This window comes from Microbulbifer magnicolonia (assembly GCF_035117725.1).
GTDB classification, from domain to species: Bacteria; Pseudomonadota; Gammaproteobacteria; order Pseudomonadales; family Cellvibrionaceae; genus Microbulbifer; species Microbulbifer magnicolonia.
In genome coordinates, this window is record NZ_JAYEFD010000002.1 from 1,217,211 (window position 1) to 1,231,015 (window position 13,805).

The 13,805-nt window shown below is 64.7% G+C and carries 10 protein-coding genes; 4 read left to right on the forward strand and 6 right to left on the reverse strand.

Annotated elements, in window-relative coordinates; genetic code table 11:
• Positions 1-117 precede the first annotated feature (117 nt).
• From argA to RRF64_RS14675, 3 genes are all read right to left on the reverse strand, one after another.
• Entirely contained in the window at positions 118-1,440 is a 1,323-nt protein-coding gene (argA, locus tag RRF64_RS14665) for an amino-acid N-acetyltransferase (RefSeq protein WP_323846641.1), read from the reverse strand.
• A gap of 302 nt (positions 1,441-1,742) precedes the next feature.
• On the reverse strand, positions 1,743-2,906 hold the full coding sequence (argE, locus tag RRF64_RS14670; protein ID WP_323846642.1) for an acetylornithine deacetylase: 1,164 nt from the start codon (positions 2,904-2,906) through the stop codon (positions 1,743-1,745).
• 1 nt (position 2,907) lies between these two features.
• Complete coding sequence (locus RRF64_RS14675) at positions 2,908-3,762, reverse strand: carboxylate/amino acid/amine transporter (protein ID WP_323846643.1); 855 nt, start codon at positions 3,760-3,762, stop codon at positions 2,908-2,910.
• A gap of 32 nt (positions 3,763-3,794) precedes the next feature.
• Between RRF64_RS14675 and RRF64_RS14680 the strand changes: the two genes are divergently transcribed.
• Positions 3,795-4,253 carry a DUF6314 family protein gene (locus RRF64_RS14680; protein ID WP_323846644.1) on the forward strand — a complete coding sequence of 153 codons (459 nt, stop codon included), beginning with the start codon at positions 3,795-3,797 and terminating at the stop codon, positions 4,251-4,253.
• Positions 4,254-4,439: 186 nt separating this feature from the next.
• The gene (locus RRF64_RS14685) at positions 4,440-5,711 is read left to right on the forward strand and encodes a M24 family metallopeptidase (protein ID WP_323846645.1); all 1,272 of its coding nucleotides are present in this window, start codon (positions 4,440-4,442) and stop codon (positions 5,709-5,711) included.
• Positions 5,712-5,720: 9 nt separating this feature from the next.
• Here RRF64_RS14685 and RRF64_RS14690 read toward each other — a convergent pair whose 3' ends face one another.
• The 3 genes from RRF64_RS14690 to RRF64_RS14700 all read right to left on the reverse strand — a co-directional run bounded on the left by RRF64_RS14690 (position 5,721) and on the right by RRF64_RS14700 (position 8,593).
• Complete coding sequence (locus RRF64_RS14690; RefSeq protein ID WP_323846646.1) at positions 5,721-6,518, reverse strand: PhzF family phenazine biosynthesis protein; 798 nt, start codon at positions 6,516-6,518, stop codon at positions 5,721-5,723.
• 111 nt (positions 6,519-6,629) lie between these two features.
• On the reverse strand, positions 6,630-7,904 hold the full coding sequence (locus RRF64_RS14695; protein WP_323846647.1) for an inorganic phosphate transporter: 1,275 nt from the start codon (positions 7,902-7,904) through the stop codon (positions 6,630-6,632).
• An 11-nt stretch (positions 7,905-7,915) separates the two neighbouring features.
• Positions 7,916-8,593, reverse strand: a complete 678-nt coding sequence (locus tag RRF64_RS14700; protein ID WP_323846648.1) for a TIGR00153 family protein — start codon at positions 8,591-8,593, stop codon at positions 7,916-7,918.
• Positions 8,594-8,765: 172 nt separating this feature from the next.
• Here RRF64_RS14700 and tfpB point away from each other — a divergent pair, with 172 nt between their 5' ends.
• Both tfpB and glnE read left to right on the forward strand, forming a co-directional pair.
• Complete coding sequence (gene tfpB, locus RRF64_RS14705) at positions 8,766-10,541, forward strand: type IV pilus assembly ATPase TfpB (protein ID WP_323846649.1); 1,776 nt, start codon at positions 8,766-8,768, stop codon at positions 10,539-10,541.
• Positions 10,542-10,913: 372 nt separating this feature from the next.
• Positions 10,914-13,766 carry a bifunctional [glutamate--ammonia ligase]-adenylyl-L-tyrosine phosphorylase/[glutamate--ammonia-ligase] adenylyltransferase gene (glnE, locus tag RRF64_RS14710; protein ID WP_323846650.1) on the forward strand — a complete coding sequence of 951 codons (2,853 nt, stop codon included), beginning with the start codon at positions 10,914-10,916 and terminating at the stop codon, positions 13,764-13,766.
• Positions 13,767-13,805: the final 39 nt, after the last annotated feature.

Here is a 13,805-nt window from a genome sequence, read left to right on the forward strand (position 1 = left end):
TGCTGTGCGAAATGGGAGCGCCAGCTTAGCAAAAAAAGGTCTGGGCTGGGATGGTTTCGCGCAGACTGTAAAGTCTGCGCGGCGTTCTAGGATGTGCGTTTCGGGTCGTCGGGCAGATCAGGCGCCCTTTTGCGCGGAAAGGCGCTTGCGCAAAACCCGGGAATTGCGCTGAATGTTGTAGAGAGACTGCCTGGATGCCGGCAGGTCCTGTGCCGTCACCTGGCTGAAGCCCTGTTCGATAAACCAGTGCTCCGTCTGGGTGGTGAGCACATAGAGTTCGTCGATGCCCAGCACACCCGCCTGGCGCTCCAGGTGATGCAGCAATTTGGCACCGCGGCCGCCGCTTCGGAAATGCGGGTGTATCGCCACACAGGCGATCTCCGCCGCGACCGTCTCACCACTCTCGTCCTGGATCGGGTAGAGCGCCGCACAGGCGACCGGTGCGCCGTCCACCTCCACCAGGGTGAAGTGTTCTATTTCGGCCTCCAGTTTTTCCCGCGAGCGCCGCACCAGCACGCCCTGCTTCTCCAGCGGCCGGATCAGGCCGAGGATGCCGCCCACATCGGTAATGCGGGCGCGGCGGATCACCTCGTAGCTGTCGCGGTAGATCATGGTGCCGGCGCCCTCGCGCCGGAACAGTTCCTGCACCAGCGCGCCGTCCTGGGCGTAGCTCAGCAGGTGGGTGCGCGGCGTACCGGCGTTGCAGGCGCGAATCGCGCAGCGCAATGCTTCACTTTGCACCCGGGGCGCCATCTGCTCCGCCTGAAGGATACTGAGTTCGTGCACCTCCTCTCCGTCGACCAGCAGCTGCGGCGCCTCGCGAAACAGCACCATTTTCTCGGCCTGCAGCGCGCGCGCCGCCTCCGCGGCCAGGTCGAGATAATTCAGGTTGAACAGTTCCCCGGTAAGCGAAGTGCCAAGCGGTGACAGCAGTACCAGCGCGCCCTGGGCGAGCGACTGCTCGATGGTCTTCACTTCCATGCGCCGCACCGTGCCGGTCCAGCGCAGATCCACACCGTCCAGTACGCCGATCGGGCGCGCGGTAATAAAGTTGCCGGACACCACCTTCAGTGCCGAACGCGCCATCGGCGAGTCCGGCAGCCCCTGGGAAAAGGCGGCCTCGATATCGAAGCGCAGTTTGCCCACCGCGGCTTTGATGACCTCGAGGGTCTCGCGGTCCGTCACGCGCGTATTGCCGTGAAACTGGTTCTGAATACCGCGCTCGGCCAGCGCGCGGTTGACCTGCGCGCGCGCACCGTGCACCACCACCAGACGCACGCCGAGGCTGGCGAGTAGCGCCAGGTCGTGTACCAGATTGCGGAAATTTGCATGCTCCAGTGCATCGCCGGGAATGGCAATGACCAGGGTGCGCCCGCGCAGATCGTTGATATAGGGCGCTGCGTGGCGAAACCAGTTCAGGGAGGCGTTGTCGTCGCTCACTAATTTACAGTCCGTGTGTTATTGGGCATTGGTGAATATACCGTAATTCGAGACTTGGGGCGGTGCGAGGAAGATTTACTCCCCTCTTCCGCTTGCGGGAGAGGGGCCGGGGGAGAGGGCCGTGAAACAGTGCGCCGTAAGTTGACTCCGTGGCGGTCCTGCTACCGGTGGCCGCATGCGGGACACGCTGTAAATACTTCCCTGTACGCTCTCCACGGCCATCCATGGCCGTGAAAGGTCCCGCATACGGCCCCCGGTATCAGAACCTTCGCATCTGATTTCTCAATTTCTTTCGGTGGAATTTAAAGGCAGAACTTCGCAATAAGCCCCCGCAGCACTTCCACCATCGGTTCTATCCGCTCCAGGCCGAGATACTCGTCCGGCTGGTGCGCCTGATCGATATCGCCGGGGCCGAGCACGATGGTGTCCATGCCCATACTCTTGAAATAGGGGGCCTCGGTGGCAAAGGCCACGCTTTCGGCGCTGTGGCCGGTGAGCTTCTCGGCAGTCTTTACCAGCTCGGAATGGATATCTTGCTCGAAGGCCTCGGTACCGAGAAACAGCGGCGCATACTCCAGCTTGATCTTCTCATCCGCGATACAGCCGTGCAGCCGCCGATCCAGCTCCGCGCGCAGGTCATCCAGCGGCATTCCCGGCAGCGGACGCACGTCGAACTGCAATTCGGTGAAGCCGCAGATGCGGTTCGGATTGTCGCCGCCGTGAATACAGCCGAGATTCAGTGTCGGCACCGGCACGGCAAAGCCCGGGTTGTGATAGCGGCTCTGCCACTCCGCGCGCAGTTGCAGCAGTTCGCCGATGGCCTTGTGCATCGCCTCCAGGGCGTTGGCGCCCAGCGCGGGATTGGAGGAGTGGCCCGACTGGCCGGTAATGCGCACCGCCTCCATCATCGCGCCCTTGTGCATGTGAATGGGTTTCAGCCCGGTGGGTTCGCCGACGACCGCGTAGCGCGCGCGCGGCCGGCCCGCCTTGACCAGCGCGCGGGCGCCGGCCATCGAGGTTTCCTCGTCGGCGGTGGCGAGAATGATCAGGGGCTGCTGCAGCGGCTTGTCGACAAAACTCTTCGCCGCCTCCAGCGCAATCGGAAAGAATCCCTTCATGTCGGTGGCGCCGAGACCGTAGAGGCGGTTGTCCCTTTCCTGCAGCTGAAAAGGGTCCGACCGCCAGCGCCCCTCGTCGAAAGGCACCGTATCCGTGTGCCCCGCCAGTACCAGGCCGCCATCGCCACTGCCGCGGCCGGCGAGCGTGGCGATCATGTTGGCCTTGTCCGGCTGGCCCGGCAGCGGCATCAGCTCTACCGAAAACCCCAGGGTTTCCAGCCAGGCGGCGAGCAGTTCCACCACCCCGCGATTGCCCATATCCAGTTTGGGATCGGTAGCGCTGACACTGGGGCAGGCCACCAGTTGCCGCAGCTGCTGCTTCAGGTCCGGTACCGCGGTACTAGCCATCTCACTTTCCCTGTCGTTTGTTGTGCCACTCGTTGGTGATTACCGCCGCGACGATAACGATACCGCCCAGTGCGAGCCTGGCGATATCCGCGTCGCGATTCCAGATTAACAGATTCACCAGCAGACCCGCGGGAATCAGCGCGTTGTTCATGGCCGCCAGGGTGCCCGCGGAGACGTGCGTGGCGCCCTTGTTCCACAGAAAGTAGCCGAGGCCCGAGGCGACCAGTCCCAGCCACAGGAGTACACCCCACTGCAGCGCTGTCTGCGGGTACTGCGGCTTGCCGAGCCACAGCCAGGCGATGACGGCCACCAGCAGGGCGCCGAGAAAAAACCAGGCGAAGGTCTGGCGCGCCGGCAGCGCCTGCTCGCGGGTCATAAACTGTTTGTAGGCGACCTGCCCCAGCGCGAAGCAGAGATTGGCGCCCTGGACCACGAGGAAACCGGCCCAGTAGTCTCCGTCCAGATGACCCCAGCGGATGATCGCCGCGCCGAGCACGGCCAGGGCGGCGACAAACAGGTTCCAGGGAGAGAAGCGCCCCGCCAGCAGATCGTACAACAGCGAGATGTACACCGGTGTGAAAATGGTAAACAGTAGTACTTCCGGCACGCTCAGCAGCAGGAACGACTGGTAGTAAAAGAGGTACATCAGGCCGAGCTGCACCGCGCCGATCGCCATCAGCGTCAGTGCGGTGCGCGCAGGTGAGCGGCGCCACTGCAGCAGCGGCAGAAATACCAGCGCCGCCAGCAGCACGCGGGTGAGCACGGAAAAATAGCTGTCCACCTGGCCCGCCAGGTATACGCCGATCAGGCTGAAGGAAAAGGCCCAGAGGATGGTAACGAATATCAGTAACGGCATTTATTTATTGGTTGCGTAATGGCAGAAAAGTAGTGGCTGACAATCAGAATAAGGCGCTGGCGCAACTTTGGCAGCGCCTCGGCAAAGTAACAGAGTTCAGCTTTACCGCCAGCAACGGACCGGGTTCTGCCACCGACTGGCGCGGTCACGCGCGCGGCAGCGTCACCCTGGAAGCGGAGGACTCGCAGCTGATATTTGCCGAATCTGCGCATTTTACCCACAGTGACGGGCGCGAGGTGGACATGCAGAACCACTATCGCTGGACGCTGCTGCAGGACTCCGTGCGCCTGGAACACCTGCGCCGCGAAGAACCGGTGTTGTTGTTCGAACTGCAGCCGGTGACGGCGCACGGCTTTCGCCAGGTGGCACCGCACATCTGCGGGAAGGACAAATACACGGCCGAACTGCTGCTGCACGGCAACGAGATCGAACTGATCTGGCAGATTCACGGGCCGCGCAAGAATGAGCGGCTGCACTACCACTACTGGTAGCCGGCCCGGTAGAGCCCCGATCCCGGAATGCGGTCGCGGCCTCGCTGGCGGCGCGATGTTTTTCGGCGCTGAAAAGGGATACAGTGCTTCCCGGAATTGGATTGCAGGGCGCTTGCGCATGTCGGCGGTAGAAAGTAACAGCTATCCGCAGCCGGGAAAGCGCCGTAACAGCGGGGAAACACAGCCATGCCGACCAAACGTCAATTTCTGAAGACCGCCGCCCTGCTCGCGGCGGCAACGGGTATGCCGCTGCGGGCGGAAACCGCGTCCGCCGCCAAGCCTTCGCCGCAAGATAGTGCGCCGCTGACCGGCGATGCCCGCCCGATCGGCGTCGACGAGTTCCGGGCCCGGATCGCCTGTGCCCAGGAGCTGATGGGCAAATTCGGCATAGATGCCGTAGTCCTCGAGCCGGGCGCGGCAATGCGCTATTTCACCGGTATTCGCTGGTGGCGATCCGAGCGCCTCACCGCCGTGATTATCCCCAGGCGCGGGGATATCGGCGTCATCACGCCTTTCTTCGAGGAACCGTCTGTGCGGGAATCCATGGCGTTCGGCGACGACGTCCGCACCTGGCACGAGCACGAGAGCCCGTTCGCGCGTGTGGCGGGTTTTCTGAAGGACCGCGGCCTGAAGTCCGGCCGGATCGGCGTGGAGGCCACGGTGCGCTGGTTCGTGGCCGACGGCATTCGCGCGGCGGCGCCGGGATTTACCCTGGTCAGTGCCGATCCCGTAACGCGCGGCTGCCGGATGATCAAGAGCCCCGCCGAGCTCGCGCTGATGAAGAAGGCCAACGAGATCACGCTCGCCGCCTACGGCCAGGTATACCGCCGGCTGGAACCGGGCATGACGCCCGCAGATGTCAATCAGATGATGCGGCAGGCCCAGGTGGCCCTGGGCGGCGCCGACGTCTGGACCATGGCGCTGTTCGGTGAAGCCAGTGCCTACCCCCACGGTACCGACCAGCCGCAGGAGATTCGCGAGGGGCAGATCGTGCTGATGGACTGCGGCTGCAGTGTCGAGGGCTATCAGTCGGATATTTCGCGGACCTTTGTCTACGGGGAGCCGAACGAGAAACAGAAGCGCATCTGGCAGCTGGTGCGCGAGGGGCAGAACGTGGCTTTTGCGGCCGCCAGGGTCGGCGAGCCCGCCGGGCGGGTGGACGATGCCGTGCGCGCCTTTTACCGGAAAAACGGCTTCGGCCCCGACTACCAGCTGCCCGGCCTGTCGCACCGCACCGGGCATGGCATCGGCATGGAGGGGCACGAGCCGGTCAATTTCGTGCGCGGTGAAACCACGCCGCTGGAGCCCGGGATGTGTTTCTCCAACGAACCCGGGCTCTACTTGCCGGGCGAGTTTGGCGTGCGCCTCGAGGACTGCCTGTACATGACCGAGAGCGGCCCCGAGTGGTTTACGGTGCCGCCCGCAAGCCTCGCCAGCCCCTTGGGAAGGCTGGGTTAGGGTCGTTCGCTACAGCGAGATCTGCCCGCGCAGGTAGGTGACCGCGTTGCCGCGCATCAGCACCCGGTCGCCCGCCAGTTCACACTCCAGTTCGCCGCCCCGCGCGGAGATCTGCCGCGCACTCAGGCGCGACCTGTCCAGCTTTTTCGCCCAGAAGGGTGTGAGCAGCGTGTGCGCGGAACCGGTCACCGGGTCCTCATCGATACCGATCGCCGGGGCAAAGAAGCGGCTGACGAAGTCGCAACCGTAACTGCCGCCGGCGGCAGTGCAGATCACACCCCGGTAGGGCAGTGCGGCGACGGCGCGCAGGTCCGGCTGCAGCTCCGCCACCTGGGCGGCGTCGGCGAACTCCAGCAGCATCATGTCCCGATTGCCCTCCCGGGCCAGGGCGCGCAGCGGCGCCGCGCCGAGTGCGTGCTGGTACTCCGGTCCGAGCGGAATTTCCTCCGGCGGCTGGGCCGGGAAGTCCATCTCGATCAGGTCGCCGGCGCGACCCACGCGCAACTCGCCGCTCCTGGTGAAAAAGCGGATGGTCACCGCCTGGCAGCCCAGTTCCGTCCACAGCAGGTGGGCGCTGGCGAGCGTGGCGTGGCCGCACAGCGGCACTTCCGCGGCCGGCGTAAACCAGCGCAGCTCGAAGCCGCCGGCGGCGGGCACGGTAAAGGCGGTTTCGGCGAGGTTGTTTTCCGTGGCGATGGATTGCAGCAGCTCGTCCGCCAGCCACTGCTGCAGCGGCACCAGGGCCGCAGGGTTGCCGCCAAACAACGTCGAGGTGAAGGCGTCGGCCTGGTAAATCGGCAGCTGCAATGGGTGATGTCCTTGTTCAATGCATAAAAAAGGGAAGCCCCTTATACCTCTTTTGGGGCTTCCCTTTTTTATCAGAGCGGATCGGGAACGGCCAGGCTCCCCGACCGAGCCTTAACCGAATACGCCCTTGAAGAAAAAGAAGAACACGATCGCGATACCGGCGCCGGCGGGCAGGGTCACCACCCAGGAGACGGCGATAGTGCTGACCATGCGCAGGTTCAGAGCGCCGATACCGCGCGCCAGGCCGACCCCCAGTACCGCTCCGACCAGGGTGTGGGTGGTGGAGACGGGCAGGCCGGTGCCGGACGCCAGTACCACGGTGGAGGCGGCGGCCAGCTCGGCGGCGAAGCCGCGGCTCGGGGTCAGCTCGGTGATCTTCCGGCCGATGGTGGCCATCACCTTGAAGCCGTAGGTGGCGAGACCTATGACGATACCCAGGCCCCCGAGCAGCAGTATCCACGACGGCATGGTTGCCTTGGCCACCACGGCGCCGCTCTGTACCGTGCTCACCACCGCCGCCAGCGGACCCACCGCGTTGGCCACGTCGTTGGAGCCGTGGGCGAAGGCCATGGCGCAGGCGGTGAAGACCATCAGAATCGCGAACAGCCGCTCGACGTTGGCGAAGCGGTTGCCCTTCTCCCGCTCCGGATCCCGCTTGATGCGCTTCAGCATCGCCACGCCGATCCCCGCCACCAGCAGCGCTACCAGCGCGGCGATGCCGGCATCCTGGATAAAGCTGAGTTCGATCTTGGCGTCCTTCAGTACATGTTTCAGCCCCTTGGTCAGGGTCACCATGGCCACCATCCAGCCCGCCGCAAACATGTAGAAGGGGATATAGCGCTTGGCGTTGGCGAAGGGGTCCTCGGTGTTGAGGATCAGCCGCTGCACACTGCGGAACAGCAGGAAGGAAATGGTGCCGGCGAGTACCGGCGAAACCACCCAGCTGGCGACGATCGAGCCCACCTTGCCCCAGGAAACCGCATCCGCGGAAATGCCCACCGCGGAAAAGCCGACAATGGCGCCGACGATGGAGTGGGTGGTGGAGACGGGCCAGCCGAGGACGCTGGCGATCAGCAGCCAGGTGCCGGCGGCCAGCAGAGCGGACAGCATGCCGTACACAAGCAGTTCCGGCTGCCCGGCGAAGACCTCGGAATCAATGATGCCCTTGCGGATGGTGGCGGTCACCTCGCCGCCCGCCAGGTAGGCGCCGGCGAACTCGAAGACCGCCGCGATCAGGATCGCCTGCCTGATGGTCAGCGCGCGCGAGCCCACCGAGGTGCCCATGGCGTTGGCCACATCGTTGGCGCCCACACCCCAGGCCATAAAGAAGCCGAACACACAGGCGAGGATCAGCAGAATAGTGCCGTATTGACTCAGAATTTCCACGGTCAGCCCCCCTAGCGCGCCAACAACAACTGCAATCGGTTACCCACGCTGTGGGCGCGGTCGGCCAGGTCGCCGATCCATTCAATGACCCGGTAGAGGAAGATCACATCCACCGGCGGCAGGTCTTTTTCGATCTTGAACAGCGCCGCGCGGATCTCGACCTCCAGCTTGTCGGACTTGCGCTCCAGGTTGTCCAGCTCCTCGGTCATGCGCTGGGCGATATCCACCTCGCGCCCGGCGAAGCCGCTCTCCAGCAGCTCGTCCAGCTCGTTGATCGCGCGCAGGGCCTGCTCGGAGGTGGCCACGGCGCTGTCGACGAAGGTCTTCATCAGCGGCTGCAGGGGGGCCGGGATTTCCATCTTGCGGCCGACTGCCAGGCCGGCGATATCCTGGGCGGTGTTGGCCACTTCGTCCTGGGCGCGCAGCAACTCCAGCAGGTCGGTGCGGGACACCGGCATAAACAGGCTGTCCGGCAGATGCAGGCGCAGGTCCCGCTTGAGGTCGTCGGCGCGGTTCTCACTGGCGGAGATGCGCTTCTGCACTTTCTCCGCTTCGGCGAGATCGCCCTGCATCAGCGCATCGAAGAACGGAATCAGATCCGCCGAGGCCTCGTGGGCCGTGGCCATATGCTTCTCGATCGGTTTGATCGGCGAGCGGCCGAACAGGCTGGCGATATTGGACAAGGGCATGGTTAGCTCCTGAGTTTAAGTGTCCGAACTGGGCTCTGGGTGCGAAATGGCCGGCATGGTACCCCAAGTCGCAGCAAACTCGGTAATCGGGCGGGATCAGTGCACTGTCGTGGCGGGCTAATAGAGCTACAATGCGCCGTCGACACCAAAAAGAATAGATGGGGTTTCCCCGATGGCAGTGAGCAAAGCGGCGGACAGATTGCTGGATTTACCGGGATTGCTGGAGGATCTGGTGTCCCAGGGCTATGTGAGCCGTATGGACGCCAACCGCCTGATCGGCACCCCGCGCACCGCCGAACAGGCGCAGATGCACCCGCTGACCTATATCGCCAGCTGCGAACTGGATAACCAGCGGCGCCCGGGCAAGTTGCTGGACGGCGCGACCCTGACCCAGTGGCTGGCGGATACCTCCTCCCACGGTCTCTATCATATCGATCCACTCAAGGTGAACGTGGCCGCCGTGACCGAGGTGATGAGTTTCCAGTTCGCCAAGCGCCACCAGATCCTGTGCGTCGAGGCCAGCAAGGACATGCTGCTGGTGGCCACGGCCCAGCCCTATACGAGCGGCTGGGAGGAGCAGCTGGAGCATACCAGCGGCCGCGCAGTGCAGCGGGTGGTGGCGGACCCGGCAGATATCAAGCGCTACTGTGTCGAGTTCTACTCCCTGGCCAACTCCATCTCCGGCGCCAGCGGCCTCAAGGGCAGTTCCGCTGCGGGCAACTTCGAACAATTATTGGAGCTGGGCAAGCTCAAGGATCCGGATGCCGACGACCAGCACATCGTCAATATCGTCGACTGGCTGCTGCAGCACGCCTTCGACCAGCGCGCCAGCGATATCCATATAGAGCCGCGCCGCGGCATCGGCCGCATCCGTTTCCGCATCGACGGCGTGCTGCACCCGATCCACGAGCTGCCGGACGCGGTCAACGCCGCAGTGACCAGCCGCCTGAAGATCCTCGGGCGCATGAATGTGGCGGAGAAGCGCAAACCCCAGGACGGCCGTATCAAGACCAAGCGCCCGGATGGCAGCGAGGTGGAGCTGCGCCTGTCGACTCTGCCCACCGCCTTCGGCGAGAAGCTGGTGATGCGAATCTTCGACCCGGAGGTGCTGGCGCGCTCTTACAGCGATCTGGGCCTCGGCGGCGACGACCTGGCGCGCTGGCACAAGATGCTCGCCCGCCCCAACGGCATAGTGCTGGTCACCGGCCCGACCGGCTCGGGCAAAACGACGACTCTTTACACCGGCCTCAAGCAGCTGGCCACCAGCGAGGTGAATGTCTCCACCATCGAGGACCCGATCGAGATGGTGGAGGAGAGCTTCAACCAGACCCAGGTGCACCACGCCATCGGCCTCGATTTCGCCGCGGGCATCCGCACCCTGATGCGCCAGGACCCGGACATCATCATGGTGGGCGAGATCCGCGACCTGGAAACCGCGCAGATGGCGGTGCAGGCGGCGCTGACCGGTCACCTGGTGATCTCCACGCTGCACACCAACGATGCGCCCACCGCGGTCACCCGTCTGCTGGATCTGGGCCTGCCGCACTACCTGCTGAAGTCCACCGTGCTCGGCGTCATGGCCCAGCGTCTGGTGCGCACCCTGTGCCCGGCGTGCAAGCGCAAGGACCAGATCAGCGAGGAGGACTGGCAGGCGCTGGTGCGCCCCTGGAAGGCGCCACGGCCGGAAACCGTCTTCCGCCCGGAGGGCTGCCTGGAGTGCCGCAACACCGGCTACCGCGGCCGCCAGGGCATCTATGAAATATTGCCGTTCACCGAGTCGGTCCAGGCCCTGATCACCGCGGACTGCGACCTGCAGCAGTTGCGCCGCCAGGCGATGCGCGAGGGCATGAACAGTCTGCGTCTATCGGGTGCGAAGAAGGTGGCCGCCGGCATCACCACCGTCGCGGAAGTACTGCGCGTGGCGCCGCCGCCGGATATCGCCTTTTAAGCTGGGACAAATCTGCAGGGCCGAAGGCGCCGCGAATCCGTGGAGCGGCCGGGCAGGCCGATTTGGACAGCGCAAGCTGGCCCGGAGGGCCGAGCGCCAGGGATGGCGCGAGTCACCGCCGAGCTCCAGCTCGGCACGCGGGCCGCAGGCCCGCTCTTCCCTCCCCCGCGTGCAGGGGGCGGGGGATGGGGCTCGGGCTGCCGGGTACCCACTAAGCGGGTTACGTGGCGGCCCTGCTGCCGGTGGCCATCCGCTAAACAGCCTCATCGGCAAATGTTTTCCGGATGGCCCCCGGCAGCAGGGCCTTCGCATTGAGCTTCGCTATTCTTTTTCCCTGTAGGAGCGGCCGGTGGCCGCGATAGGAAGTCGAAAATGCCTCTTTTCAAAAGCTGCCCACCAGAATTTCTGCCACAGCTCGAAGATCAGTGGAACCACTGGCGCGCATCCGCAGGCGAACAGCAGGCCGCAACAGCCGAAGCCCTGCTGAAGGATGAAACCTTACAGGGGGCGCTGGCGCGCAGCTTTATAGGCTCGGACTTCCTCTACCGGCAGTGCTGCCACAATCCCGAACTGCTGGCCGAATTGTTGCAAAAGGACGATCTGGGGCTCGACGCCATCGACACAGATTCCATCGCGGATGAGGGCGCCCTGAACCGACGGCTGCGGCAATTGCGCAATCGCGTCACCGCGGAGGTGATCTACCGCGATTTCGCCGGCCAGTGGGACATCCCAAGGGTCTGCCTGCGCCTGACCGAACTGGCCGAGCTGTGCATCCAGGCGGCGCTCGACTGGCATCACCGCCAGCTGGTCGCCCGTCACGGCGAGCCGCGCGACGCCGATGGCAATGTCCAGTCGCTGGTGGTACTGGGCATGGGCAAGCTGGGCGCCCGCGAGCTGAACCTGTCGTCGGATATCGATCTGATCTTCGCCTACCCGGAGCCGGGCGAGACGGACGGCGAGCAGAGCCTCGAGAACCAGAAGTTTTTCCAGCGTCTGGGCCAGCGCCTGATCAAGTCCCTCGACGCGGTCACCGGCGACGGTTTCGTGTTCCGCGTGGACATGCGCCTGCGCCCCTACGGCGACAGCGGTCCGCTGGTGAGCCACTTCGCTGCGCTGGAGGACTACTACCAGACCCAGGGGCGCGAGTGGGAGCGCTACGCGATGGTCAAGGCGCGGCCGGTGGCCGGCGACGAGGCGGTCGCGGCCGAATTGATGGAGCTGCTGCGCCCGTTCACCTACCGCCGCTATATCGACTTCAGCGCGATCGATGCGCTGCGCGAAATGAAAGCGCTGATCCAGCGCCAGGTGCGCGCGCGCGGTCTCAGCGACAACATCAAGCTCGGCCGCGGCGGCATCCGCGAGGTGGAGTTTATCGCCCAGGCCTTCCAGCTGATTCGCGGCGGCCGCGAGCCCGCCCTGCGCGAGCGCAACCTGCTCAAGCTGCTGCCCCTGCTGGAGAGCGATGGCCACCTGGAGCCCGGCGTTGCACAGCAGCTGGCCGGCGCCTATCTGCTGCTGCGCCGCGTCGAGCACGCGTTGCAGGCGGAGCGCGATCGGCAGACGCAGACGCTGCCGGCGGAGGAAGAGCGCCGGCAGAAGCTGGCCTTCGCGCTCGGCCGCGACGATTGGGCGCAGCTACAGGGTGAGCTGACGGCGGCGCGCGTGGTAATCGAGCGCGAATTCGACACGGTGATCGCGCCGCCCGAGGAAATAGCCCCGCCCAGTGCCGCCGAGGAGTGGGAGGGACTCTGGGCCAGCTGCGCCGACGACGCCAGCGTCGAGGCCAATCTGCAGACGCTGGATAACGCCGGTTTTGCGCCGGCGCAGCAGGCTCTCGATCTGCTGGCGGAGTTGCGTGGCGCGCCGCTGGTCGCCACGCTGCCGACCGAGTCGCGTGCGCGCCTGGCTCAGTTCATGCCACTGTTGCTGGCGGCTGCGGCCCGGGAGCAGGCGCCGCTGCTGGCGCTCACGCGGGTGCTGCCGCTGGTGCGTTCGGTGTTGCGCCGCAGCGCCTATCTGGTGCTGATCAATGAGAATCCGCCGGTGCTCAGCCAGCTGTTGCGCCTGTGCAGCGCCAGCCCGTGGATCGCCGAACAGCTCGCGCGCCTCCCGATTCTGCTGGACGAATTGCTGGACTCCCGACGGCTATTGGCGCCGTCGACAGCGGCGGATATCGCCGACGAGCTGCGCCGTGAACTGCTGCGGGTCGATCCCGAAGATCTCGAGGTGCAGATGGAGGCATTGCGCCACTTCAAGCAGAGCCAGAGCCTGCGCATCGCCGCACAGGAGGTCAGCGGCGCTCTGCCGCTGATGAAGGTCAGCGATTCCCTGACCTGGCTGGCGGAGGCGATTTTGCAGCAGTCGCTGCAGTTGGCATGGAACCAGATGGTGGAGAAATACGGGCTGCCCGCGGGCGCCTCCACTGAGGAAATGCGTTTCGGCATCATCGCCTACGGCAAGCTCGGTGGCCTGGAACTGGGGCACGGCTCCGATCTGGATATCGTGTTCGTGCACGATGCCGATCCGCAGCAGCAAACCGACGGCACCACCAGCATCGACAACCTGCGTTTCTACACCCGCCTGGCACAGCGGCTGATTCATATCATGCAGACGCGCACCCTCAGCGGCCCGCTGTACGAGGTGGACACGCGCCTGCGGCCGTCCGGCAACTCCGGTCTGCTGGTGACCTCCATGGTTGCCTTCGAAAAATACCAGCGCGAGAGTGCCTGGACCTGGGAGCATCAGGCGCTGGTGCGCGCGCGGCCGGTGGCCGGCAGCGCGCGGCTCTGCGCGGACTTCGAACAGTTACGGCTGCAATTGCTTTGCGAGGCGCGGGACGAGAAGAAATTGCGCGAGGAAGTGGTCGCCATGCGCGACAAAATGCGTGCGCACCTGGATAAGAGCAATGATAAAAACTTCGACCTGAAGCAGGGGCCGGGCGGTATTGTCGATATCGAGTTTATGGTTCAATATGCAGCACTGGCCTGGGCGCAAAATGCGCCGTCGATAGTGCGTTACACCGACAACATCCGCATTCTCGAGAGTCTCATTGACGCGGGCCTGATGCCGGCCCACCAAGCCGAGCATCTGATCGACGCCTACAAAGCCTACCGATCCGAAGGTCATCGCCTGGCATTACAACAATTGCCGGGAGTTGTAAGTGGTGACCAATTCACAGCGGAAAGAAAGACCGTTCTAACAAACTGGCAGCAATTGCTCGGCTGAAAAGCCGACAGGCTCATTGCTGCCCGATTAAACTGTTTT